We start from the raw sequence: 24,005 nt of genomic DNA, 5'->3' as shown, positions 1-24,005 counted from the left end.
CCCCAGGACCCCATATGCCCCCCTCCTCCGCCTTGCGGTTCCTTGGCGTGTCCCTGCTCGGGGGCTTGCTGCTCGCGAGCCCTGGCCGGACGCAGCCTCCCTCGTCGTCCGACGCGGGGGACCCCGCGAAGGCGCTGGTGGGCATCTGGGGCGGAAGCCGCGGCTACGGTCCCGAACTCCAGGGAGCGCTCACGCTCTCCCGCGCGCCGGAGGGATGGCGCGCGTCCATCGGTGGTTTCTCCGCCCCGGGGCGCCTGGAGAAGCAGACGCTGACGTTCACCCTGCCCGGAGGCCAGGGAGGATTTCGTGGAACGCTGACAGCCGACGGGAAGCGCATCCTCGGGCACTGGCTCCAACCGCGCGCCCTCGTGGGCGGCGTCCGCTACGCCACGCCCGTCGAGCTGCGCGTCCTCCAGAAGGATGTGTGGCGCGGCGACGTGACGCCCCTGGAGGACCGCTTCACGCTCTACCTGCTCATCCAGGAGATGCCGGACGGCGCCATCCACGCCATCCTCCGCAACCCGGAGAAGAACCTCGCGCGGCAGGCCGCCTTCCGCGTGTCCCTGAAGGGCCATGACGTCCAGCTCATCGAGACGCGGCCCGGGGGAATGCGCTTCAACGGCACGTATGACGCGGACGCCGGGAAGCTGACGTTGAACGTCCTCTTCCTGGGAGCGCTCGACCTCACCCGCCGCGACCGCGACCAGGCCGTGGGCCTCTACCCGCGCACACCCGCGGAGCCCGTCTACACCTACCGCAAGCCCACCGCGGACGGCGACGGGTGGGCGACGGCCTCGCTCGCGGAGGTGGGCATGGACGAGGCCCCCATCCGCGCCCTGGTGCAGGGCATCCTCGACACGCAGCCGGGTCCCACGCCCACGCCGCTCATCGAAGGCCTGCTCATCGCCCGCCACGGGAAGCTCGTCGTGGAGGAGTACTTCCATGGCCAGGACTCGGAGCGTCCGCACGACCTGCGCTCCGCGTCGAAGACCTTCGCGCCGGTGCTGGTGGGCGCCGCCATCCAGCAGGGCGCGAAGCTGCGGCCGGAGACGCTGGTGTCCTCGCTGTTCCCCGGCGCCGCCTCGGAGGATCCCCGCAAGGCGCGCGTGACGGTGGAGCACCTGATGACCATGACGTCGGGGCTCGCGTGCGATGACAACGACGACAGCTCTCCTGGCAATGAGAACACGCTCCAGGACCAGCCGTCGGACTGGTACGCGTACACGCTGAACCTGCCCATGGCCCGCGAGCCCGGCGGCGGACAGGCCGTGTATTGCTCCGCCGGCATCAACCTCCTGGGCGGCGTCCTGCACCAGACGACAGGCACCTGGCTGCCGGAGCTCTTCGAGCGCGCCGTGGCCACCCCGCTCCAGATGCGGCGCCACCACATCAACCTCACGCCCGACGGCGACGCATACCTGGGCGGCGGGCTCTACCTGCGTCCCCGCGATGCGCTGAAGCTGGGCCAGCTCTACCTGTCCGGCGGCGTCTGGAACGGACGGCGCGTCATCCCCCGGAGCTGGGTGGAGCGCTCCACGGCCCGCCACGCGGAGATGAGCCCGGGCAGGACGTACGGCTATGCTTGGTGGCGCCACGAGCTGAAGGTCGGAGACCGCGTCTACGCGGAGTACGAAGCGGGTGGCAACGGCGGCCAGTACATCATGGTCGTCCCCGAGCTGGGTCTGACGGTGGCCTTCACCGGCGCCAACTACGGCCAGTTCGCGCTGTGGAAGCAGGTCCGGGAGGACCTGCTTCCACGCTACATCCTCGCGGCCGCGCGCCCATAGAGCAGCCTCTTCAAGAGCGGCAGATCATCGGCGTCGACGGCGGGATGACTGCTCGCGGGCTCTTCACGATGGGACCCTGGCTCCGAAAGGCCTAGCAGGTCTTGTTGTACAGCGCGATGCAGTTGTCCCTGAACTGCGCGAGGCTGCACTTGCCGTTCTGCTGACAGGTCGCCCAGCCGTTGTAGCGCGGGTCCTTACAGTACAGGAGCGTGACCCAGCACCCGGCCCCCATCGCGGAGACGTCGCCGCTCGAATCCTGCATCGACGCCAGCGGCTCTTCCGAACTCATGGGTCCGAAGTCCAGGTTGATGCTCTGACCGGACTCGGTCGTCACCGTCTGCACGGTGTCCGACGAGGCGTCCTCCGCCCCCGCACCACACCCCATGAGAGGAACCGCGGCCAGCATGAGCCCCAAGATGAGCTTCTTCATTGTTGTTCTTTCTTCCTCAGAGAAACCAAGAGCGCCTGAGGAGGCGTCGTCACGTGGATGGACGGCATCCACGTGAAGACACCCTAGAATGAACCAAACACTCCACAAACCAGCAAAAACTGAAATATAAGTCAGAACACAAAAACCGGTACACCCACGTTCCTTGCACGCCACCGGCCCCTCCCCGGGAGCAGTCGCGAGACTTCAGGGATTGGGCGGGAGCCCGGGTGTGAGCTGGGATTGCCCGCCCTGCCCCCAGGCCGTGGCGGCCCGGACAGCCGCCCACCGAAGGGATGGGCAGCGCGCAGTCCCACCCGAGCGGGGCGTTCAGCGCGCGTGGGCCTTCGTGGTAGATGCATGGACGTGGCCCTGGCCCCGTCGACCTGTGGGCCTGATGTCGGGAGTGCTTGGGATGCATGGGGCTGACTCCGAGTCCTTCGAGAAGGTGTTGCAGTCCGCCGGCGAGCGGTCCTCCGCCCTCCTCCGGGAGGCTCCGGGAGCCCAGCAGGCCGTGGAGCGCGCCCTCTCCCAGGCCGCGACCCTCCGCGACGCCGCGCCCACACCGGGGGACTTCGCGCGACACCTCGGGGGCCTTCTTTCGGAGGCGGCGGACCCGATGCTCGCGCTGGAGCGACTGCATGTCCGGGACCTCGCGCTCGCGCTCTCATGCGCACAGGGGCTGCCGGCGGCCCGTGCGCTGCTGGAGCAGGAGGTCCTCCTCAAGCTGCGCGTTCCCCTGTCCCGCATCCATCCCTCGCCGGTGTTCGTGGACGAGGTGCTGCAGGTGCTCCGCACGAATCTCCTGATGCCTCGCGCGGAGGCCCCCTCACGCCTGCTCGGCTACTCGGGCGTGGGCCCGCTGCTGCACTGGGTGAGCATCTCCGCGGTGCGGCTCGCGCTGAGGATGCGCAAGGCGCAAGGGGATGCGTCGCACGTGGAGGCCGAGGTGCTCGCCGCGCACCCCGCGCCGGGCGGACTGGAGCTCGGCTTCGTCCGGGAGGAGGCCCGGGGACATGTGCGCGCGGCCTTCATCCAGGCCGTGGCCTCGCTGGACGACGAGGACCGGGAGCTGCTGCGGCTGCACTTCGTCGAACGCCTCTCCCTGGAGCGGATGGGCGCCCTGTTCGGCCTGCACAAGTCCACCCTCTCACGCCGGCTCTCCGCGGTGCAGACGCGGCTGGAGAAGCGGACGCGGCGGGCGCTCGCCGAACGTCTGTCGCTGCCCGAACCGGAAGTCGACAGCCTGATGCGTGCCATCCATGGACGGCTGGACCTGAGCCTCTCCGGCCTGCTCGCGGAGCGCGAATGAGCTGCCCGGATGAGAACGCGCTCTCGGGGTATGCGAGCGGAGCGTTGGCCCCCGAGGCCACGGCGGCCGTGCGCCAGCATGTCACCGGCTGCTCGGAGTGCCGGAGCGTGCTCGCCGCCCTGGGCGGGCTGGAGCTGCCTCCGCCGCTGTTCGACACGGGGCTGCTCGTCTCCGGCGCGCGCGTGGGGCGGTACATCGTGCTCGGGCTGCTCGGTGAAGGAGGCATGGGGCGCGTCCATGCCGCCCATGACCCGGAGCTGGACCGCAAGGTGGCACTCAAGCTGCTGAACGTCGCGAGGCTCGGGGAGGACTCCCTGGCCCAGGCGCGTCAGCGGCTGGAGCGCGAGGCCCGCACGATGGCCCGGCTGTCACACCCCCATGTCGCCCAACTGCACGACGTGGGAGAGTTCCAGGGCCAGCTCTTCCTGGTGATGGAGCTCGTCGAGGGAGGCACGCTCCGGCGGTGGCTCTTGGAGAAGCCACGCACGCGCAGGGAGATCCTCGCGCGCTTCATCCAGGCGGCGGACGGGCTCGCGGCCACCCACGCGCTGGACATCATCCACCGCGACTTCAAGCCCGACAACGTCCTGCTGACGCGCGACGGCCAGGTGCGCATCACCGACTTCGGCCTGGCCAACGCCGCGGGAGGGCTGGGGCCCTTCCGGGAGGACGGGGCCGTCGTCTCCGGTGAAGCGCCCCTCACCGTCACCGGGGCGTTCCTGGGGACCCTCGCCTATGGCGCGCCGGAGCAGCTTCGCGGCGAGCGGGGGGATGCCCGCTCCGACCAGTTCGCCTTCTGCGTCGCGCTCTACGAGGCGCTCAACGGACAGCGGCCCTTCGCGGGCACCACGCGCGAGGAGCTGCTGGCGTCCATGCTGCGCCAGGAGGTGCGACCCGAGAAGCGGGGCGTGCCCTCATGGCTCAAGGCCGTGGTCCGGCGCGGACTCTCCGTGGACCCGTCCCGGCGCTTCGAGTCCATGCAGGCGCTGCGGGCCCGCCTCTCGCGGGAGGTCGGGGCCTGGAAGCGCAGCGCCGCCACGGCGGTGCTCGCGGGAGGACTGGTGGGCCTGGGGTTCCTCGTGCTCGGGCCTTCAGCGGCGACGCCGGCAGAGGCCTGCCAGGGCAGTGAGCGGCACCTCGCGGGCATCTGGGACGCGTCCGTGCGCGAGTCCACGCACCAGGCCTTCTTGAGGACGGAAGACCCCGCGGCCGAAGCCTCGTTCCAGGCCGTGGCCTCCACGCTGGAGCGTTGGAGCCGGGACTGGACGCGCGCGCATCAGTCGGCGTGCGAGGCGACCCGCGTCTTCGGCGAGCAGCCGGAGGCGGTGCTGGGGCTGCGGATGACGTGCCTGGACCAGCGGCTGGGAGAGCTGTCGCGGCTGACGGTGGCGCTCCAGGGCGCGGACGCGCGGACGGTGGAGCGGGGCTTCAAGCTGGGGGCCTCGCTCACGGGCGTGGGCCGCTGCGCGGATGTGCGCACGTTGCAGGAGGCCGTGTCTCTTCCGGAAGACCCGAGGGTCCGCGCGGAGGTGGACGCGGTGCGCGCGGAGCTGGCGCGGGCCAGCGCGGAGCGGCTCGCGGGCCATACCCCCGAGGCGCTGCGGATCGTGCTGCCCGCCCGGGAGCGGGCGCTCGCCACCCGTCACCGGCCCCTGGAGGCGGAGGCGCACCATCTCACCGCCCGCTTGCAGGAGGACGCGGAGGCGTTCGAGGACGCGCGAGAATCCCTGGCCCGGGGCGCGTTGGCGGCCGAAGCGGGACGGCATCTGGGCGTGCTCGCGCGGGTGCTGCTCTCCCAGGCCTGGCTGCATGGGTACAGCCTGGGGCGCCCTCCAGAGGCGCGGCCCTTCCTCCAGCGCGCCCGGGCCGTGGCGGAGGCGCTGCGGGACACCGAGCTGGACACCCTGATGGATCAGATGCAGGCGGAGCTGCTGGAGCAGGAGGGCCGCTTCTCGGAGGCGGAGCCGCTGCTGCGGGCCTCGCTGGAGACCGCCAGCGCGCGGGGCCAGCACGTCGCGCACGCGGAGCTGACCGGCCGGCTGGGCCTGCTGCTCCAGCAGCAAGGGCGGCTGCTGGAGGCGAAGCGTTGGCAGGAGGAGGCGCTGCGGCTGCATGAGGAGCACTTCGGTCCAGGGCACCGGGACACGGGACGGGCCCTGGCGAACCTGGGAGGCACGCTGGCCCTGCTGGGCGAACTGGCGCGGGCCGAGGCCGTCCTCCAGCGGGCGCTCGCAATCCTCCGCAAGACGCTGGGCGAGGAGAACCTGTCGGTGGCCCGGACGTGGTCCAACCTGGCCCTCGTCTACTTCGAGTGGGGACATGGGGCCCAGGCTCGGGAGGCCGCGGAGGCAAGCTGGGCCGTAGCACTCAAGAGCGTGGAGGCCGGCAGCCCGGTGCTGATGGGGATGGCGTCGAACCGGTTCGGCGTCCTGGGAGAACAGGGCGAGCGTGCGCGGGAGCTGGAGCACGTCCGGAGCGTCCTGGCGCATCGCGAGCGCGTCTATGGCGCCTCCCACCCGGAGGTGGCCCTGGACGTCCACGAGGTGGGAAGGCTGCTGCGCCTGCTGGGGCGTCCGGAGGAGGCGCGAGGCTTCCACGCGCGCGGCGTCCTGCTCCAGCAGCCCCTGCTCGCCCGGGGTGAGGTGGATGGCGCGGGGCTGCGCGCCCTGGCGGATGCCCTCCTCTTCCTGGGGCGGGTGGAGGAGGCCCGGCGTCACGTGGAGCAGGCGCTCACGAGCATGGAGCGGGACCTGGGGCCTTCGTCGTCCGAGCGCATCGAGGCGCTGCTCCTGCTGGGGGACCTGCACCTCGCGCGAAGCCAACCCGCCGAGGCCCTGACACCGCTGCGGACCGCGCTGGAGGTGCTCACGTCGCGGCAGGTCGTCTCCGCGCGCGTCCCCAGGGTTCGCCGCCGGCTCGCGCGGGCGCTCCGGCTGACGGGCGCGGTGGATGAGGCCTGTGAGGAGGCGCGGCGCGCCTGGGGAGAGCTGACCGTGTGGCGCAAGGCCCATGCCCAGGAGACGGCGGAGGCCCGGGCCGAGCTGGGGCACTGTCGAGGGTAGCGGTCGATTTCACGCAACGGTGCCATCCGGCCTGTCTCTTCCCGTCAGAGGGGGCGTTCGTGCTCCCCGCGACTCCTCGGGAGAGCGACATGAAGATGACGACGCGGTGCCTGGTGCTGCTCACCCTGCTGGCGGCGATGGGGTGTGGTGACTCGAACGAGGGGGATGGGGACACGGACGGCCCGCCCACGAGCTCCGCGCTCAAGTGCGACGCCGTGGGCTGGTGCACCACGTGGACGGCGGACGGCGAGGACGTGACGGACGCTCCCCCGCTGACGGGCGGCACGCTGAGCGACGGCTTGTACCGCACGGAGAGGGGCATCGACAGCACCATGGCCTGGCGCATCCAGGGCAAGTCCATCCTCGTGATGAGCCCGGTCTGGCGCAACCGGCTGGGGACCTGGAAGGTGGAGGGGGATCGTCTGATCATCTCGCTGACGAGCGCCTGCTCCAGTAGCAAGGATGAAGTCCTGTCCGAGACCTCCCACTACGCCTTCGCCCTCAAGGGAGACGTCCTCTACACGCAGGAGCTGGACTTCGAGGACATGCCCATCATGGGCTGGCGCAAGGTGAAGTCGCTTTGTGATGAGAACGCCTCGTTCAACTGCAAGGAGCGCGACTGCGCCTGTGACATGACGACGAACACGTCGCTCATGGGGCAGCCCCGCTGCTACTGAGCCAGGACGTCACGCCTCCCTGCATCGCGCGCTTCGCACCGCCTCCCGGGATTCGCGCCCCCCTCCCCCGGTAGAAACAGTGACGCGGTCGCTTTCCTGGAGCGCTCCCTCTACATCGCGGTGCGTCCAAACGATGCGCGGAAGCGGGCACACCCATTGCGGTGTTCGCTTGCAAGGAGGCGTTCATGAACCCGCTTCGCGCCAGCGTTGTCGCAGGGATCGTAGCGCTCGTGTCCACGGGCTGCACCACCACGCTGTACAAGTCGAATCAGGTCAGTGCTCCGCTCCTGCGGGAGCAGGGGGAGTTCAAGGGCAGCATCACTCCCAGCAACGTGCAGTTGGCGTGGTCGCCACGCGCGGGCGTGGGCTTGCTGGCCAATGGCTATTACGAGTCCTACGAGGAGGGGCGGCGCGACGCGAACGGGCTGCTCGCGGAGGTCGGGGGAGGCCTCTACGGTCGCTTCCTGGAGAACGCGGTGTGGGAAGCCTACGGCGGCGTGGGCTACGGGCGCTCCACGGCCAGTGACCAACTCGACGCGGGGGGCGGAGCCTTCCGGGATGTGGGGTTCACCGCGCGGGGCGTGCGGGCGTTCGTGCAGCCGAACCTGGGCTATGTCACGCCCTACTTCGAAGTGGGGGGAAGCCTTCGCATGTCCGCCGTGAAGTACCTGTCGTTGGATGTGGAGGGTTACACGGAGTCAGAACGGGCGCGGGAGTTCCTCGGGGAGGATCAGGTGACGGACCCGGTCTGGCTCTTCGCGGAGCCCGCGCTGACGGCGAAGGTGGGCTACAAATGGGTGAAGGCCTTCGTGCAGCACACCTGGACGCTCAAGCTGGGCGGTGATGCGCTTCCCCATGAGGAAGACACCACCGTGGTCGGGCTCAGCGTGGACGTGGCGAGCTGGTACCACGACTTCCGGTGGAGCCCCCGGACCTCTTCCGCCAGGGATTGATGGGCTGGGGCCCGGCTCCCTCTGCAGGGAACCGGGCTCCTGTCACTGGAGTGCTTCGAGCAGGGCGGCTTGGAGCGCCTTCCGGTTCTCCGGGAAGTGCTGGCTGGGATAGGGCCTTGCTCCGCTCAGGATGGGCTCGTACTTCTGGTACATGGGGTCCGAGCGCGCTGGCTCCTGCTGATAGAAGGCGCGGCTGGCCTGGAGCAGATACCGGGGCCGGGTGCCCTCCGGGCCATCCTTGCTGAAGGCGATGAGGCTGCGCGTCTCCGGGGCCTGCATGAACCTCGTGAAGCGCTGGGCGTCCTCCGCGCACGTCCCAGTGCAGCTTGCGTTGAGCACCAGCGCATCCACGAAGACCGCGGGAGCCGAGCCCGCGCCAAGCGGCACCGAAATGACCTCCGGGAGCGGCATGGAGGGCTGGGCCTTGAGGATGTAGAACAGGCGCTCGGTGTAGCCCATGAAACCGTTGGCCTGCTCCGCGGCGAAGGCCTCTTCCGCCACCGAGTTGTCAGCGTAGGTGCCATCGAGGCACGGATTGACGCCCGCCTCGAGCGCGCAACTGTCGACGACCTCCGCGAAGGCCCCCAGGGTCGTCGAGTCCAGTGGCAGGGAGATGGCGCTGGCGAGCGCGTCCCCCGGATGCGTGTCCGCCCAGGCGTCGATGTACGAGGACGGCAGCGTCCAGCTTCCATCGAGATTCATCGCCAGCGGGCGCTTGCCAGGAGAGACCTCGCGGAGGATCCGCACGAGCGAAGCGCTGTCGGTCGCGGACCGGATGTTCGTGCTCCGCGAATAGACGACCTTCGTGCACAGGTATGTGGGCACGCCGTAGCTCTGACCGGAGATGCGGACGGCCTCCTCCGCCGCGGGATGCGCGACGCCCGACTCCAGCGCGACGGGCTGGATCCAACCCTTCGACGCGAGCGAACCCAGCAGCAGCGTGTCCACCTCCACCACCTGGGCGTTTCCGGCCCCTGCGCCGAGGAGCTGGCTCAGCGTCCCCCCCTCGTTCAGGTCATAGACATCCAGATTGGCGTCGAACACGACGTCCAGGTCGATGTCCGAATGCGCCCGCTCGAAGTCGGCCTCCAACCGCTGCTCCAGGCTGGCGAAGTTGTCCCCCGCGGAGTCGGGAATGTATGGGAACAGCACGGCCTTCAGCGGACGCCGTGGGGTGGGCTCCGGGTCGGGTGAGTCCGAACAGGCGCTCAGGACAAGGACGACAGGACAGAGCAGTGTTCTCCACTTCATGGCGGTGACCTCTTCCGGGCGGTGCCGGGTGCCCATGGCTTACCAGGTGGCAGGCGTTGGACGAGGCTCAGAGCAGCTTCGCCATGATCTCGCGCTCGCGCTGCTCGAGCTTGATCGACGCGAGCGCCCAGTCGATGAGTTCGTCCGTGACCGACGCGTCGAGTCCGAAGGCCTTGGCGGCCTCGTTCACCGACGCGCGCTCCTCGGCCGCGACCTCTCCGTCGGCACAGGCCACCTCCACGAGCATGCGCAGCAGGGAGACGCGCAGCTCGCGAATCTCGATCTTGCTGACGATGTCGGTGAGGCGGCCGGGCTTCTGGAACTCCCCCTCGATGAGCGCGGCGACCTGCTCGTCGCGGGGCGACAGGCCCATGCCCAGCACCACCTCATCGAGCTGCTGGCGCTCATCCTCGGTGATGCGGCCATCGCTCGCCGCGACGTTGGCCATGGCCTGGACGAACGCCAGCAACTGCTCCTGAGGGTACTCGCGCGTCATGTCGTCTCCTGGGTGAGCGGGCGCGCGGCGGGCCGGCAAATCACGGACAGACGCGGAGCCGGCTGTTCAGTGGACACAGGATAAGGGGGGCCCGCGAGGATCGAAAACGGTTTCGTCCGTGCCCGCGCGTGAGCGCGCATCCCCGGAGGCAGGCTCAGCCCTCCTGTTTGAGCCAAACGCGCAGGGGGTCCCCGGACTCGAAGCCCAGACTCCGCCACACGTCGAGCGCTTCGCCGTGCTCGTAACCGACGACGGGACGGCCCGGAAAGAGCACCTGGAGCTGGGAGAGCAGCTCCGCGTACCGCGAGGCCGGCACGTTTTCGGAGAGGAAGGTGTTCGACAGGCCGACGACTCCCGCGGACAAGGAGGCGATGCCACCGGCGTCGGGGCGTGCCGCATCGCCCGTGGCGAGGAAGACGACGCCCTCCTCGCCGAGCAGGGCCGGAGGGAACACGCGCACCTCGGGCCGGACGCCGCCCGGCAACCCGGCCCATGCGGCCTCCCACGCCTCCAGTTCCACGGGAGTCCGCACCGTGCGCCAGGCCTCCCGCGCGACTGGCGATGGGTCACGGGCCTCCCGGTGGATCCACCGGGCCTCCATCAGCAGGTCGAAGCCTCGCGACGCGAGGTCGAGCGTCGCGAAGCTGTCCTTCACGCCCCAGCGTCCCGGCAGCGCCAGGCCGGACAGGGCCGCGAGTGTGGCGCCGTCCGCGTCCGGCGTGAGCGTGACGACGTTGGGATAGAAGGCCGGCACCGGCGCGGGGTTGAGCCACAGCCCGGCATCGAACCGGCCGGGGCGTCCGTGGGCGCGGCAGACGGTGTCGCACCAGTCCGCGTTGTTGCGGACGGCCTGGAGCGTGCGGGGCGCATGGGCGGAAGCAGCGTCCAGGGCCCGTCGTTCAGCCGCCGTAGCAGTTCAGGGTCGAGCCACCACAGTAGCTGCTACCCGAGTTGCTCCAGGAACCCGCCGAGTTGGTGCAGATCTGGTTCTGCCGGCGCTCCAGGGTGGGCGTGCAGCAACCGACCTTGATGGTGCGCGTCTGGCCAGGGATGCACCCGGCCTGGGCGGACACATCCTGCGTGTCCTCCGTCCGCGGAGTGACCTCGTCAGGGGTCTCCACGCCACAGCCCACTCCCCCCAGCAAACAGGTCGCCAGCAACAGCCCACGCTTCAGCGTCTTCATGTGTCACTCCCGGGTGTCGGAATCACAGCGGGACGGGATGCTATCAAGGACTCCAGACTCAAAAAAGGATTCTCTGGTTAGCCAGAGATACTTTGAAGTGGACTTGTCGCTGTCCGTGAGCATCTACAGGCCTCGCGGCGTGTGCATGAATCAACACAACGTCTAGCCTTTCGGCCTGCAAGGCGCTGGGCATCGACAACACGTTCGATGACACCCCGCGCGCAAAGGAGATCCCGGACACGATGGGCTTGTCGTCGGGCGACAGGAACGCCGTCCTCAAGGCATACAAAGCGGGCTGAGAGGACGAGGCATGCCGCCGGAAGGACAGGCTTTCGGATTCATCGTTCGTAGCGTCGTGAGCGAGATTGCATCCGCCGAAGCCCCCCGGGCTTGATTCGCGGGAGGTGGCGGCCCGGGTTGCGCCTCCCGGGGACGATGCCACGATTGGTTCCTCGTCACGCCCGAGGGCAAGCTCTTCCGGGCCGGTGAAGCCTCGCCGGGCGATGACGAGAACACCGTCGATATCGACCGTGACTCCCTCCGCTCCCTGCAGCGCGGAGTGCGTGTCCGACGGAGCATTTCGCCCCTGGGTGCGGACGCAGGACCCTCCTCCGGGGAAGGATGGGCTTCCGTGGAAAAGCCTGGCCAGTTCCACTGCTTGAGTCACTTGGCGCGTTCCTCGGGGACGGCGTCGCCATGTGAGCGCGCCTCGTCCATGACGCAGTGGGCCGGTTCCGCTCGCATCTCCGCGGGGAACCCGTGACAATCCCCGGCATGAAACTGCGACATTCGATTCTCTCCTTGTTGGTGCTCTCCCTCGCGACCGCGCCCGCACTCTCTGGCTGTGGTTCCGACAACGGCCCTCCGACGCCACCCATAGGCATTGATGCAGGCACCGGGTCCGATGCAGGCACCGAGTCCGACGCGGGCACCACGCCCGACGCAGGCACCGAATCCGACGCTGGTAGCGAAACGGACGCGGGCACCATTTCCGACGCGGGCACCGAATCCGACGCTGGTAGCGAAACGGACGCGGGCACCACTTCCGACGCGGGCAGCGAAACGGACGCGGGCACCACTTCCGACGCTGGTAGCGAAACGGACGCGGGCACCACTTCCGACGCTGGTAGCGAAACGGACGCGGGCACTACGCCCGACGCCGGTAGTGAAACGGACGCGGGCACGACGCCCGACGCTGGTAGCGAAACGGACGCGGGCACCACTCCGGACGCTGGTAGCGAAACGGACGCGGGCACCACTCCGGACGCTGGTAGCGAGACGGACGCGGGCACCACTCCGGACGCTGGTAGCGAACCGGACGCGGGCACCACGCCCGACGCTGGTAGCGAACCGGACGCGGGCACCACTCCGGACGCTGGTAGCGAAACGGACGCGGGCACCACGCCCGATGCGGGCACCGATCCCTTCACCGTCTGCGAAGGCACCTGCCAGGACACCGCCGCCACGATCCAGATGGAGGGCAACCAGCGCGTCTTGACCAACGCCTTCTTCGGCTACGAGGAGCCCTCGACTCCCGGGGATCCGTGGGAGCTGTATATCGAGCTCAACAACGGCACGCCGGGTGAGTGCCCGACCCCGACCTCATCGGTCCCACCGCAGCTCATCAGCGTCTACGCGTTGAAGGTGCCGGTGGATGCGACACCGCAGACAGGCTCCGCGGAAGGCGAGCCGCGAGCGACGCTGGTCGACCTGGAGGGCGGGCTCTCCTCGAATTACTTCGACCACAGCACGAACTTCACCTTCACGCCCGTGGCGGCCTCGCTCTGCCCCACCTGCGCCAAGGCCGGCACTCCTCCCGCGTCGCACTTCGTGGCCTTCGACGTGAACGGCCTCTACGAAAACGGGGTCCTCACCGGCCACGGGTACGCCACCTACTGCCCCTCGCTCGACTCCTTCCAGAGCCCGTGACCGCGGTCCGGCTTGCCTGAAACGGTGAGCCGGGCCCGTCGTTGAAAGAACGCCCCGTGGCGCCCGCTGGGAGCCACGGGGTTTTGTTTTCGGGCCTGGGGGCCGAGGACGACACACGCGGCGTCAGCGCGACTTCGCTCCCCATTGCTCGACCATCAGGTCGATGAAGCGCCGCACCTTCGCCGGCAGGTAACGCTTGCTCGGGTAGATCGCCATGATCCCGACGACCCCTGTCTCGCAAGACGGCAGCAGCGCCTTGAGACGCCCAGCCGCCAGATCTTCGTCAACCAGGAAGCCGGGAAGATAGGCGAGGCCCAGCCCCGCGACCGCCGCGTCCCGGATCGCCTCGCCACTGTCGAGCCGAAAGCGGCTTCGCCCCTCCACCGTCACCCAGGCGCCGTCCCCCTGGCGCAGCCGCCAGTGCTGTCGTCGCGTCCGGCTGCTGAAGAGCAGACAGTCATGCTCCGCCAGTTCCTCCAGCGTCTCGGGTTCTCCGCGCGCGTCGAGATAGGAAGGGGCGGCACAGACGATGGCCCGGTGCTGCGCCACGAGCCGGGACACCAGGCGCGAATCGGTGCTGGACCCATTGATGCGCACGGCCAGGTCGTACCCCTCCTCGATGATGTCCGCGACGCGATCGGTGAAGCTCACCTCCACCTGGACCTCGGGCCATCTGCGCAGATAGTCCCGCAGCAATGGCAGGACATGCAGTCTGCCGAAGGCGCCGGGCACGGTGAGCCGCAAGACGCCCCGGGGCGTCCCCGTGCGCTGCCCGACGCTGGCTTCCGCTTCGTCCAGCGCCGCGAGGACCTGCTGGCAATGCTCATGGAACACACGGCCGTCGTCGGTGAGGCTCAGGTGGCGCGTCGTGCGATTGAGCAGGCGCACCCCCAGGCGGGATTCCAGCCGGGCCAGGGCCTTGCCCGCCGCCGAGCGCGTCAAGCCAATGGCCCGGCCGCCGCCCACGAAGCTGCCCGCGTCCACGACGGACATGAAGGCGAAGATCTCATCCAGGTTGGCGCGCTTCATCGATGGCTTCCGGTTGTAGCTCGCGCGTCGCTGGAGTGGGGAACGCCGTTCGTCAATGGGCCCGGTATCTTCACCTGACACGACCCACTGGAGCGCACCCATGCCCGTAACCCTGCTCAACCCCGACGGACTCATGAAGACCGATGCCTACCGACAGGTGGCGATCGCCACTGGAACCCGGCAGGTGCACATCGCCGGGCAGGTCGCGTACGACGCGGAGGGGCAGCTCGTCGCACGGGGGGACCTGGCGGGACAGGTGGCGCAGGCCCTCCGCAATGTCGCCATCGCCCTGGCCGCTGCCGGGGCAACATTCAAGGACGTCGTCCGACTGACGTTCTACGTGGTCGACTGGAAGCGCGAGCAGATGCCCGACTTCATCGCTGGCATCGAGCAGGTCGCCGCGGAGTTGAAGTTCGTGCCAGCGCCGGCCTCGCTGATCGGCGTCTCCGTGCTCTTCGAGCCGGGCGTCCTCGTCGAGATTGAAGCCACCGCGGTCGTGGACTGAGCCGCGCGGCGCCCCCCGCTCCTTGCGGACTATTTCTTCGGCAGTCGGACGTTGGGATTCGGAGCAGCGGTGGGCGGAGCCTTTGCCTTGAAAGCGCCACCGGCCGCGGTCTTCATCGCGGGCCCCGCCGCGCTTCCCATCTGGGCGCGGGGCGACGCTGTCGTCGACTGCTGGGCGGGCGCGAGGGGCCGGGTCGTCGCTGGCTTGCGCTCCGGCGTCCGTTTGGTCTGAGGGGTCATCGTCTTCATCGGCTGTCTCCTTCGACATCCATCGTGTGTGTCATCGGCGTGGTCCCGGCATCCGACCGGCGTTGATTCCCTCCAGCTTGAGGGGCAGGCCGGGCGACGCCGGGGCTTCCAGCTCCACCAGTCCTCCGGGACCGGTGACATGCACGTCCGTTCCCACTTCCAGTCTGCACCCCACCGCCGGACGTCCCGCCTGGTCCTGCGCCAGGAGTCGGCGCCGGTCGTCGCTCACCACCACCGACGGCCGCCGCAGCACCACCTGCGCCTGGGCGATGAGCACACAGCGCTGGCCCTTCACGCTGGCCCGGACCTGGGCGCGGACGCGGGCCACTTCCGGTGTCGTGCCTTCAGGGGGCTTCGCCAGGAGCGTCGCCCGGGGGGATGGAGCCGCCGGCAACACCGCGCCCTCCCAGAGCGCTTCGAAGCCGTCGTCCAGGCCCACCGCCGCCAGTGACAGCGGCACCCGCACCGGCTCCGCTCCCATCCAGAGTTCGTCCGGCGCCACGATGGCCACCTCCGGCTCCAGTTGGAGTTCCGCGACCTGGCTCCACCGCTCCGTCAGCACGTCCGCGAGCCACCCGGCTTCTTCCGGGGACATGCGGGCCAGCGCCTTCTCCAGGTGCGCGGGGTCCGCCAGTCCTTGGAGCGCGGCGGCACCGTCGGTGAACCGGGCGTTCTCCAGCAGCCCATCGAGCTGGCCTGGGAGGTGCTTCGAGAGCGAGCGCAGCAGTTGTCCCAACCGCTGCCGGGGAGGAAGGCCGCTCATCCCCGCCTCCGCCACAGCGACCGACCCGTCATCCTTCGCCGCAGTCGCTGCTCGGCCTGCTGAAGGGCTTCGTGGTCTTCGCGTGTCACTCGCCGGCCATTCACGAAAAAGACCCGCGGTCCCGTGTCTGTTTCAAGGTCCGGTAGCTCCACCCATGATGGCTCCTCCTCCAGCATCACTTCCCGAGGCGCGGCTTCGGCTCCGAGGGGTGGAACCAGGGTCTTCACTTCGATTCGCACGGGCTCCGACGTGGGACGACCGGTGCGTGGGATTGGAGGGGGTGGAGACGTCCGCGAGTCGTGCCGGGTGGAAGGCGGCGGGGACCGGGACGCCTTGGCTTCGGACCTCGTCAGCCTTGGCCGATGCCCTGGCTCATCCGTCAGGACTGGAGCGGTGCGTTCGCCCAGGGACAGCGGCGACAGCTCCCTTGTCGGTGCATGCGGCCTTCTCCGACGAAGCTGCGGCGGTAGAGAGGGACTGGATTCGACCGGGTCGGGCAGTGGCGCAGGGGAATGGGCACGGGGCACCCGGTGGTGACGCACGGTCTCTTCGGGCGCGCGTGCGCGAAGAGGCTGGCTTGCTGTCTGTCTTTCGGGGGCTGCGCCGGGCGAGCGCGGCACCCGGCTCCTTCGCGGCGTGGAGTCCTCCGACAAAGTGCCCCTGGCGCGAGGGACTTCGGGCGGCCGTGCTTCGGGGCTTCTCGGGCTCGTGCGGACAGGCGTGACGGACGGAACCTCCTGCTCGCGCGGTGGGGACGGTGGCGGCATGACTCCAGGTGATTCCGTGGCCACCTCGTGAATCCTTGCCACGGGAACAGGCTCACTTTCGGCTCTCGTGCTTCCGTCCGTGACTCCGACCCCTGGGCCACGCGTGGGCAGGGACTTCGGTGCTCCCGCCAGGATCGGCTCCGGACGAGGAACGCGGCGACGCAGGGAGTTGGGGGCGCTTGGCATTGACGGAGTACGGGCCTCAACAGACAGCACGGGCGCAGGCACCTTCCCTGGGGCCACACCGCGGGGTTCCTCCGACAGCGCGGACCTGGGCCCTGACACATGCGATGCTGGCTTCGTCGAGCGTCCTCCCTCCCCTCCCCGTCCCGGTGACGTCGGCGTGGGCAGCGACGGCGGCAGGGGCGGCTCCACCTTGAAGTCGCCGCCCTCTCCGCGCTCCAGCGGATGGAGCACGCGGTCCAGCTCCTTGAGGAGCGCGGCCACCGCGTAGACGTCGTCTCGCGGATCGCTCATGTCGGGCCTCCCAGCCACGTCTTCAACACCGCCGCCGCGACCCGCAGCTCCGGATCGCGCAGCACCGTCTTCGTCACGCCGCCGTCCTGCACCGTGACGTTCACGGTTCCCGGATCCAGCTCGATGGGCAGCATCACTCCGGTGGCGAGGCTCGGGCCTCCGAAGCCCTTGAAGTCGCGCCGCAGCGTCACGTCCCGCACCAGCGCCTTCGGCAGTTGCAGCTCGCGCAGCGTGATGACCACCACCTCCTCGTCATCCCCGCAGCACACGGGCGTGGGCGTCGCCGTCACCGGGTCTTCGTCCCGGGCCGCCGCTCCCGTGAGCACCGACACCGTGTCCACCTGCGCCACGCCCTGCCACCACGTGCCTTCATCGTCCGCGCCGCGCACCAGCAGCAGCTCCCCCGGTCGTGCGACCTGAACAGGCGTCGTGGAGCCCGACGTGCTCGCCAGCGGTATCCCGTCCAGGAACAGCCGCGTCGCGCCCACCTCCACCGGCGGCAACAGCTTGAATGTCTGCCCTGGATACGGCGCGGGCACCGTCGGCGGCACCAGCCCCAGCGCATTGCCACCCTGCCCCAACAGCAACGTCAGCCTTGTCCCCAGAGCGAGGGTCTCCTGCACGATGCCGTCCGCCTGCGGGCCCGCCGCCGACTGCCCCTCCAGCAACTCCTGCGTGCTGAGCGACACCGCGCTCCCGCTCACCGTCGCCCCGCTCCGCACCAGTCCCGCCACGCCCGGCAGCTTCGCGTCCGTGGCGATGGAGACATTCAGGGGCGTGATGCGCAGCCGCATGTCCCCCGGTGGACCGCCCTTCACCTCCCAGCCCAGCACGAGTGCCAGCGTGGGCCGCTCGCCTCCCACGTGCGCCACATGTCCCGCCTGCACCTTCGTCAGGTCCGCCGTGGGCGTCACCGACAACGCCGTCGCCTGCGTGGGCGTGTCCTTCACCACCGTCACCGCGCCCACCAGCGGAATCCCCGTGGACGTCCCCGCCAGGACCCGCGTCAGGCTGTCGCAGAACGGCTTCAACACCTGCCGCAGCAGCGGCGCCAGCACGGCGCGGTTGCGCGCGTCGAACCACCGCTGCCGGAACACCCAGTGGAAGCGCAGCGACCACTCCAACGTCCGCAGCATCCGCAGCGAGCCATCCGGATACGCGAGCCGCGCCGCCACCGCGTCGTCCATCCCCTTCCCCGCCTCCACGTCCAGCAACGTCATCTCGATGGAGAGCTGACCGGGAAGGCCCGGTGAATCCGCCCGGCGCAGCGTGGCCTGGAGGTCCGCCAGCGCAGTCGGGGAGTGCGTGGCGGTGCGCGGCGGCTGGAGCGCGGTGGCGACCGTCCCGTAGTCCGTCGCCTGCCCCTGGAGCGAATCCGCCGCGCGCTGGAGCGCATCCGTCAGGGCCACGTCCGCGCCCTGCTCCTCCACCGTGGTCTTCGCCTGGAGCAGCACGCCGCGGTCCGCCAGACACTCATCGCGACAGTTCGCGGCCCCCGACGCCACCGGGTCGAACGCGCCGGGGAGCGAGGAGGTGCTCAGCCCGTTCAATACACTGCTCAGCGGCACCGTCTCCGCCGTCGTCGTCAGCTCGCCCCGGCGCGTGGCGCGCAGCCCCGTCCACGTCTTCATCTCCGCCGCGTCCCCTTCCGCGGCGGCTCGGCGCTGGTCGGTGCTGAAGAGTCCCGCGTCGATGGCCTCGTCCACGATGCCGCTCGCCAGCAGCGGCCCGAAGTCATACGTGGGCACGCGCACCGCCACCTCGCCGCCGTGCTTCTCGTCGCGGAACGCGAACAACGTCACGGTGCCCGCGAGCACCGACGCCTTCGTGAGTTCGCCGTCCGAGTTCGTGCCGATGGTCCCCACCGCGAACTCCAGCTCCTCCACGCCCGGCAGGCGCTGCTCACCGCCCACGAGCGCCGCGGTGGTCAGCCCGGGCAGACCCGCGCCTCCGGGGGCGCTCGGCAGGGCCGGTGACAGCGCGATGCCCACCGCGCGACGGCGGGCCCGCTCGATGACGCTGAACACGGGCAACAGCGCGCACACCGTCCGCACGTAGGGCGAGTCCTGCTCCGCCGCGCCGTCCACCCGGTCCAGGAACGCATCCAGTTGCTTCCAGGCCGCCTGCCAGCCGTCCAGCTCCATGCTCAGGCGCTTCACCGCGCTCACGGACCGCTCCCTTTCTTCGGCGTGCCTGACGCGTCCGGCGGGGCCTCCGGGGTCGGCGCCACCGTCACGGGCGGCTGCGGGCCCGGCGCGCGCTCCGACGGCCCCGGGCCACCGAAGCCCATCGCCAACGAACGTCCCCCCCGGCGCTGGGCCTGCTTCGTCGCGGCGATGCCCGCCTCGATGTTCTCGGACGTGGGCAGTTGCCCCTTCGCCTGTTCCAACGCCTCCACCAACGAGGAGCGGGCCCGACGCGCGCCGTCCACCAGCTCCTGGGGCGTGCGCCCCACCGCCTCCGCGAAGCCGGCCGGAGCCTTGTCCAGCGCCTCCAAGAACGCGTCCGCCTGCGTCTGGCTCGCGGTCTTGAGGTTGCCCCAGGCGTCCTTCACCTCGTTGGCGCTCGCCTCCAGCACCTGCGCCGCCTTGCTGCCGGCGAGCTGCTTCGCCGCGTCCTCCAGCGTGAGATTCCCTTCGGCCAGCTCCATCGCCGGGGACTGGCCCAGCATCTCCCAGAGCAGCGCGGCCTTCGCCAGGTTGGGCCCCGACGCCAGCAGGCAGATGCCCCCCACGTAGCCGCCCGGAGGCCGGTTCTTCGCCTGGAGGAAGGCCTGCTTCAGCCCCTCCACCCCGCCGAGCGTGGACACCGGCAGCGCGTACATGCCCGCGGACTTCAGCGCGTCCAGCAGGTCCACCACGGCCTGCACCGCCTGGGCGAGCTTCAGCAGCACCTGCACCTTGTCCTGCATCGCGGCCGCCAGGCTCCTGATGAGCCCCGCGAGGTTGTCCACCGACAGCAGCAGCGACTTGAGCGCCTCCGGGAGGATGCGCAGCTTCTCCAGGTCCGGGAACAGGTCGCGCATGCGCGCGGACTTCCAGTCCGGCTTCACCGACCGGCTGCGCACCCGGCTGCGGCGTGGATCCACCGCGCCCTTGGGATACTTCTCGAAGGCCTTCTTGAAGGCGCTGATGTTGAACAGCTTGCCTATCAGGTACAGCGCCTGCCGGAGCGCATCCAGCGACGGCGCCGCCATCACGATGAACACCGCCTGCACCGGCGCGCCGTCCGTCACCACCGGACGCGCGTCGTCCCCCGGGTCGTCGAAGGACGCGGTGAACCGCCCCGCCCAGCGCGCGAAGGCATCCGGCGTCACCGGCGGACGCTCCAGCGCGAACCCCGCCTTGAAGTCCTTGGGCAGGTTCGGGATGAAGCCCGTCTCCGCGAGGTTCGTCTCCGTGGGGCCGATGCCCGGCGCGTCCGCGTAGAGGTACGCGCCCGCGTTGAGCAGGTCGTCGATGATGTCCTTGAGCAGCGCGTACGCCGCCAGGATGAGCGCCCGGAACGGATCCGGCAGCCCCAGCAGGATGGCCGCCAGCGCCTGGAGCAGCGCCTGCACGAACTGGAGCACCGCGATGATGACCTGGAGCGGCGGCTTGACGATGCTCACCAGTTGCTCCAGCCCCGGCGGCGCCGCGAGCACCAGCGGCCGCCACGAGGGCCCTGTGGACGCACCCGTGCCGTCGCCGCCCTCGGCCTCGTCCAGCGCCTTCGCCAGCTCCGCGCAGCAGACCTCCAGCGCGCCGTGGAGCTCAGCGAAAGCGGCGTCGGTGGGGTCGGCCACGCGCGTCCTCCCGGGTGCGTTGCTCCAGCTCCAGCATCTTCTCCAACCGCTCGGCGTCCTGCGCCACGCCCACCGCCGCCGCCTGGAGCAGCAGCGCCTTCACCTCCTCCAGGCGCTCGCGCAGCACCGTCGCGTCCAGCGGACTCCAGCCGGGTTGCTTCATCGCGTCACCCCACCGGCATGCGCTTGACGAAGCCGAAGTAGGACCAGTCCAGCATCGGCGTCATCGCGGCCCACACGTCCAACAGCGGCCCGTACGCGGCCACCGTCATCGGGTTCACCGCCTTGAGGATCTGCGCCAGCATGGTGAAGTGGATGGCCAGTCCGTCTCCCAGCACCATCGGTGACACGGCGGAGATGCCGCCCACCTGGCACATGCCCAGCATGGTGTTGATGGACACGTTGCCCATCAGCGCGTCGATGGAGATGGCGTTGAGCGACGGCCCCGGCATGTCCGGCATCGTCGCGGCGATCTTCACCGCCTTGCCCGCGGCGATCTGCGCGTTGCCTCCGGACGTCACCCCGTAGCCGCCCACCGCCGTCTCCTGCGACGCGCCCGACACGTTGCGCGTGTGGCTGCCCTGGATGCGGTCCTCGCGCGGGCCGCCCACCGTCTCCTTCAAGCCCGAGCCGCCCACCTCGCGCGAGTAGCCCGCCGTGTCCACCTTCTCCGTCAGGGATCCCGTCACGTGCAGCGTCACGTCCCCGCCCACGTCGCGGGTGTGGCTGCCATCCACCGTCTCCTCCTGCTTGCCGGCCACGTCCAGGCGGTCGTCGCCGTCCACCTCCGCGGAGCGGTTGCCCTCGTTCACCGTGCGCTCGTTGCTGATGAGCTGATCCAACCCCTCCGCCGACAGGATGATGCGGTTGCCCTGCCGATCATGGATCTCCACGCGCGCGGACTCCGGCCGGTCATCCAGGACGATGTAGTGACCCGTGGCGGACTTGAGCATCCGCACCCCCGGCACCGCCGTCTGCGGCGGGTAGTCGTGCTTGGGGACCTCGCTGGTGTCGGGCGCCACGCGCGCGGTGGAGTCCGGCTGGCCCAGGTCCGCGAGCGCTGGCTCGCCCCACCACATGCCGCTCCAGATGGGCTGGGACAGGTCGCCGCCCTCGAACTCCACCCAGACGCCGGCGCCCACGTCCGGCACCACGAACAAACCCTGGTCCGGTCCCGCGTAGGGCGTGCAGGGCATGGCCCAGCCGGTGGCGACATCCCCCATCAGGCGCGGCACCACGCACTGGATGCGGCCCAGGTTCTTGGGGTCCTCCACGTTGCTCACGTAGCCGCGGTACTTGCCGAAGTAGCGGCTTTCGGTCCGCTCGATGAGCTGCTGCAGGAGTTGTTCGATCATCGCGCGCTCCCCAAATCGTTGTCCTCGTCGTACTCGCGCACACCGGAGACGTCCGAGAGGTTGATGTACACAGGTGTGACGCCGTCCGGCCCCGTGAGGTGGACGACGTCGTCGATGAGCTCCACCACCAGGCCCACGTACACCTGGCCAAGCGTGGTGAAGAGGTAGCAGCGCTGCCCCATGCGGGCTTCGAGCAGCTTGCGCATCAGTCCTCCAACGCCGTCACCAGGCGCGTCGTCAGCTTCACGCGCGTGTCCACCCAGACGCCCACCTCGCGCTGGCGTTCAGCGGCGAGCTTGCGGCGCGCGGCGCGCACCAGGTCCTGGAGCTTCACCGGCTGGGGCTCCACCGGCGGCAGGCGCGAGTAGCGCCCGTCCAGCGCCTTGAGCACGGCCAGGTCCACGTCCAGCTTCGCGCGGGTGCCGGCCAGCTTCGACAGCGCCGCGACCTTCGCGTCCAGTGCGTCCGGGGTGGTGGAGAGGGTGACTTCCGGCAGCGCGTTGCGCTGGAGGGCGACACGGCCGTTGAGGGCGAAGGCGTCAGGCATGGTGGGGGTGTCCTTGGCGTTCTTTCGCTACGGGTTGAGTTCCACCACGGCGTCGGCTTCCTGGACGTGGACGCCCGACGTGGTCGCGTTACCGACCGCCGCCACGCGCGAGCCCCCCAGGATGACGACGGAGTGGGCATACGGATCCGGCGGAGGGGGCGCGGGAACGTTCGGCACCGCCGTGCCGTCCTGCACCGGCTTGGGGCCCGTGCCGCCGGTGTAGAACGAGTCCGCCAGCACCTCGTGCAGCACGGACACGTTGAGGATGCTCTGCTTCACGGTGGGCGCCGCCGAGTCGATGCCGAGCACGCTCTTGTCCACGAGCTGGAGGGCCTTCTTCGGATCCCCCTCCGCCGCGGCCAGCACGGAGCGCACGTGGCCCTGCACGTCCTCCGGCTTGTCCACGTGGAGCGCCACCCGGTCCACCAGGGAGCGCAGCGCCGCCGTGGGCGAGTCGTCCTTCGGCTCCGCGATGCCGTAGAGCGTCCGGGCGCTGATGCGCAGGTCGATGCCCTGCGGCATTCGCGTCCTCACGTCCTCCAGCGTGTTGCTGTCCACCACGGCGCGGGTGGGAATGGCCGCGCGGGTAGGCTTGCCGTCCGGTCCCACCTGCGGGGCGGGCGCGGTGACCAGCTCCGCCAGCAACGTGGAGAAGGCGTCGCTCGCCACGTCACGGCGGCGCTGGAGACCGCCCAGCAGCAGCTCCTGGTTGAGCGGCACACCCAGCGACGTGCCCCCACCCACCGGAATCTGGAGCGTCAGCGAGTCCGAGGGCAGCGTCCACGGCGGCTGCACCGGCGGCAGCGCGGGCGTCACCGGCTCCGCGCCCAGCACCACGTTGCCGGTGAACGTCACCGGCGCGCGGCCCACGCGCAGGACGACGACGTTCACCGTGTCCAGGCACTCGCAGCGGTTGCCGCTGAAGACGGTGGAGGATGCGCGGCGCAGGTACACCGCGCCCACGCCGCCCGCGCTGCGCAGCGTGTTGCCGGACACCGTGGTGGAGATGACCGGTCCGCCATTGCCCAGCACGAGCAGCGCCGGGCCCCGGGCGGAGATGTCATTGCCCTCCACCTGCACGCCTCGCAGCGACCGGACCTGGGGCAGCGGCAGGATGGGGATGGGCTTGATGAGGAAGTCGAGCAGCGCGGAGCGCACCGGCGCGAACCCAGCGTCCAGGTAGCGCGACGCCGCCGTGCTGGCGCTCTTCGCGGGCACGAAGAGCTGGGGCTGTACCGTCAGCGGGCGGTTGAGCACCGGCCCCACCGCGAAGCGCTGCTTCAGGGAGCCCAGCTGCACCAGGTCCTGCGCGCTCGGCACCCCGGCGAGCACGTTCACCGGGGACGCCAGCGTCGCGGGCGCGACGGCGCGTCCGGGCACGTCCACCTTGGGCGGTGGGTCCGAGGCCAGGAAGGGCACGCGGGACAGCTTCACCACCAGGTCCTCCGGGAG

Annotated in this window: 21 protein-coding genes; 7 read left to right on the top strand and 14 right to left on the bottom strand. The window is 70.2% G+C overall.

The genetic code is table 11. The features are described from left to right. Positions 1 to 14: 14 nt before the first annotated feature. Positions 15 to 1,787, top strand: a complete 1,773-nt coding sequence (locus D7Y13_RS16845; protein WP_120584583.1) for a serine hydrolase domain-containing protein — start codon at positions 15 to 17, stop codon at positions 1,785 to 1,787. A 91-nt stretch (positions 1,788 to 1,878) separates the two neighbouring features. Here D7Y13_RS16845 and D7Y13_RS16840 read toward each other — a convergent pair whose 3' ends face one another. After that, a complete protein-coding gene (locus D7Y13_RS16840) occupies positions 1,879 to 2,217 on the bottom strand; it encodes a hypothetical protein (protein ID WP_120584582.1) in 339 nt (112 codons plus the stop codon). A 412-nt stretch (positions 2,218 to 2,629) separates the two neighbouring features. Between D7Y13_RS16840 and D7Y13_RS16835 the strand changes: the two genes are divergently transcribed. The 4 genes from D7Y13_RS16835 (at position 2,630) to D7Y13_RS16820 (ending at position 8,218) form a co-directional block, all read left to right on the top strand. Further along, a complete protein-coding gene (locus D7Y13_RS16835; RefSeq protein WP_120584581.1) occupies positions 2,630 to 3,526 on the top strand; it encodes a transcriptional regulator in 897 nt (298 codons plus the stop codon). Beyond that, a complete protein-coding gene (locus tag D7Y13_RS16830; RefSeq protein ID WP_120584580.1) occupies positions 3,523 to 6,588 on the top strand; it encodes a serine/threonine-protein kinase in 3,066 nt (1,021 codons plus the stop codon). Before D7Y13_RS16835 ends, D7Y13_RS16830 begins: the two co-directional genes overlap by 4 nt. Positions 6,589 to 6,677: 89 nt before the next feature. Beyond that, positions 6,678 to 7,265, top strand: coding sequence for a hypothetical protein (locus tag D7Y13_RS16825; RefSeq protein WP_120584579.1), 588 nt, complete (start codon positions 6,678 to 6,680; stop codon positions 7,263 to 7,265). A 185-nt stretch (positions 7,266 to 7,450) separates the two neighbouring features. Further along, a complete protein-coding gene (locus D7Y13_RS16820; protein WP_147444380.1) occupies positions 7,451 to 8,218 on the top strand; it encodes a hypothetical protein in 768 nt (255 codons plus the stop codon). A gap of 42 nt (positions 8,219 to 8,260) precedes the next feature. Here D7Y13_RS16820 and D7Y13_RS16815 read toward each other — a convergent pair whose 3' ends face one another. The 4 genes from D7Y13_RS16815 to D7Y13_RS16800 form a co-directional block, all read right to left on the bottom strand. After that, positions 8,261 to 9,469 (bottom strand): type 2 periplasmic-binding domain-containing protein, encoded by a 1,209-nt coding sequence (locus D7Y13_RS16815; RefSeq protein WP_120584584.1) that lies wholly within the window; start codon positions 9,467 to 9,469, stop codon positions 8,261 to 8,263. A 67-nt stretch (positions 9,470 to 9,536) separates the two neighbouring features. Then, positions 9,537 to 9,965 carry a tellurite resistance TerB family protein gene (locus D7Y13_RS16810; protein ID WP_120534779.1) on the bottom strand — a complete coding sequence of 143 codons (429 nt, stop codon included), beginning with the start codon at positions 9,963 to 9,965 and terminating at the stop codon, positions 9,537 to 9,539. 154 nt (positions 9,966 to 10,119) lie between these two features. After that, on the bottom strand, positions 10,120 to 10,719 hold the full coding sequence (locus D7Y13_RS16805; RefSeq protein WP_120584577.1) for a hypothetical protein: 600 nt from the start codon (positions 10,717 to 10,719) through the stop codon (positions 10,120 to 10,122). Positions 10,720 to 10,864: 145 nt separating this feature from the next. Then, complete coding sequence (locus D7Y13_RS16800) at positions 10,865 to 11,149, bottom strand: hypothetical protein (RefSeq protein WP_120584576.1); 285 nt, start codon at positions 11,147 to 11,149, stop codon at positions 10,865 to 10,867. Positions 11,150 to 11,923: 774 nt separating this feature from the next. On the opposite strand from D7Y13_RS16800, the gene D7Y13_RS16795 reads away from it, so the two are divergent. Further along, entirely contained in the window at positions 11,924 to 13,078 is a 1,155-nt protein-coding gene (locus tag D7Y13_RS16795) for a hypothetical protein (RefSeq protein ID WP_199732844.1), read from the top strand. 123 nt (positions 13,079 to 13,201) lie between these two features. Here D7Y13_RS16795 and D7Y13_RS16790 read toward each other — a convergent pair whose 3' ends face one another. Continuing rightward, complete coding sequence (locus D7Y13_RS16790; protein ID WP_120584574.1) at positions 13,202 to 14,107, bottom strand: LysR family transcriptional regulator; 906 nt, start codon at positions 14,105 to 14,107, stop codon at positions 13,202 to 13,204. Between the two features lie 100 nt (positions 14,108 to 14,207). On the opposite strand from D7Y13_RS16790, the gene D7Y13_RS16785 reads away from it, so the two are divergent. Further along, positions 14,208 to 14,612, top strand: coding sequence for a RidA family protein (locus tag D7Y13_RS16785; RefSeq protein ID WP_120534774.1), 405 nt, complete (start codon positions 14,208 to 14,210; stop codon positions 14,610 to 14,612). Positions 14,613 to 14,891: 279 nt separating this feature from the next. Here D7Y13_RS16785 and D7Y13_RS16780 read toward each other — a convergent pair whose 3' ends face one another. The 8 genes from D7Y13_RS16780 to D7Y13_RS45735 all read right to left on the bottom strand — a co-directional run. After that, on the bottom strand, positions 14,892 to 15,623 hold the full coding sequence (locus D7Y13_RS16780) for a hypothetical protein (RefSeq protein WP_120584573.1): 732 nt from the start codon (positions 15,621 to 15,623) through the stop codon (positions 14,892 to 14,894). 1,240 nt (positions 15,624 to 16,863) lie between these two features. Continuing rightward, complete coding sequence (locus D7Y13_RS16775) at positions 16,864 to 19,035, bottom strand: hypothetical protein (RefSeq protein ID WP_120584572.1); 2,172 nt, start codon at positions 19,033 to 19,035, stop codon at positions 16,864 to 16,866. Beyond that, complete coding sequence (locus D7Y13_RS16770; protein ID WP_120584571.1) at positions 19,032 to 20,651, bottom strand: hypothetical protein; 1,620 nt, start codon at positions 20,649 to 20,651, stop codon at positions 19,032 to 19,034. Before D7Y13_RS16770 ends, D7Y13_RS16775 begins: the two co-directional genes overlap by 4 nt. Continuing rightward, positions 20,620 to 20,814 carry a hypothetical protein gene (locus D7Y13_RS16765; protein WP_120534770.1) on the bottom strand — a complete coding sequence of 65 codons (195 nt, stop codon included), beginning with the start codon at positions 20,812 to 20,814 and terminating at the stop codon, positions 20,620 to 20,622. Before D7Y13_RS16765 ends, D7Y13_RS16770 begins: the two co-directional genes overlap by 32 nt. 4 nt (positions 20,815 to 20,818) lie before the next feature. Further along, positions 20,819 to 22,006, bottom strand: coding sequence for a phage baseplate assembly protein V (locus tag D7Y13_RS16760; protein WP_120534769.1), 1,188 nt, complete (start codon positions 22,004 to 22,006; stop codon positions 20,819 to 20,821). Further along, positions 22,003 to 22,212 (bottom strand): hypothetical protein, encoded by a 210-nt coding sequence (locus D7Y13_RS16755; RefSeq protein ID WP_120534768.1) that lies wholly within the window; start codon positions 22,210 to 22,212, stop codon positions 22,003 to 22,005. The genes D7Y13_RS16760 and D7Y13_RS16755 overlap by 4 nt, the downstream gene beginning before the upstream one ends. After that, positions 22,212 to 22,553, bottom strand: coding sequence for a hypothetical protein (locus D7Y13_RS16750; protein WP_120534767.1), 342 nt, complete (start codon positions 22,551 to 22,553; stop codon positions 22,212 to 22,214). Before D7Y13_RS16750 ends, D7Y13_RS16755 begins: the two co-directional genes overlap by 1 nt. Positions 22,554 to 22,580: 27 nt before the next feature. Next, on the bottom strand, positions 22,581 to 24,005 hold a 1,425-nt coding region (locus D7Y13_RS45735), incomplete at its 5' end, for a hypothetical protein (RefSeq protein ID WP_158626155.1).

Origin of the sequence: Corallococcus praedator (genome assembly GCF_003612125.1) — a bacterium.
In the GTDB taxonomy this organism is placed as follows: domain Bacteria; phylum Myxococcota; class Myxococcia; order Myxococcales; family Myxococcaceae; genus Corallococcus; species Corallococcus praedator.
The sequence above is the reverse complement of the archived record's forward strand: the minus strand, read 5'-3'. Positions and strand labels throughout refer to the sequence as shown.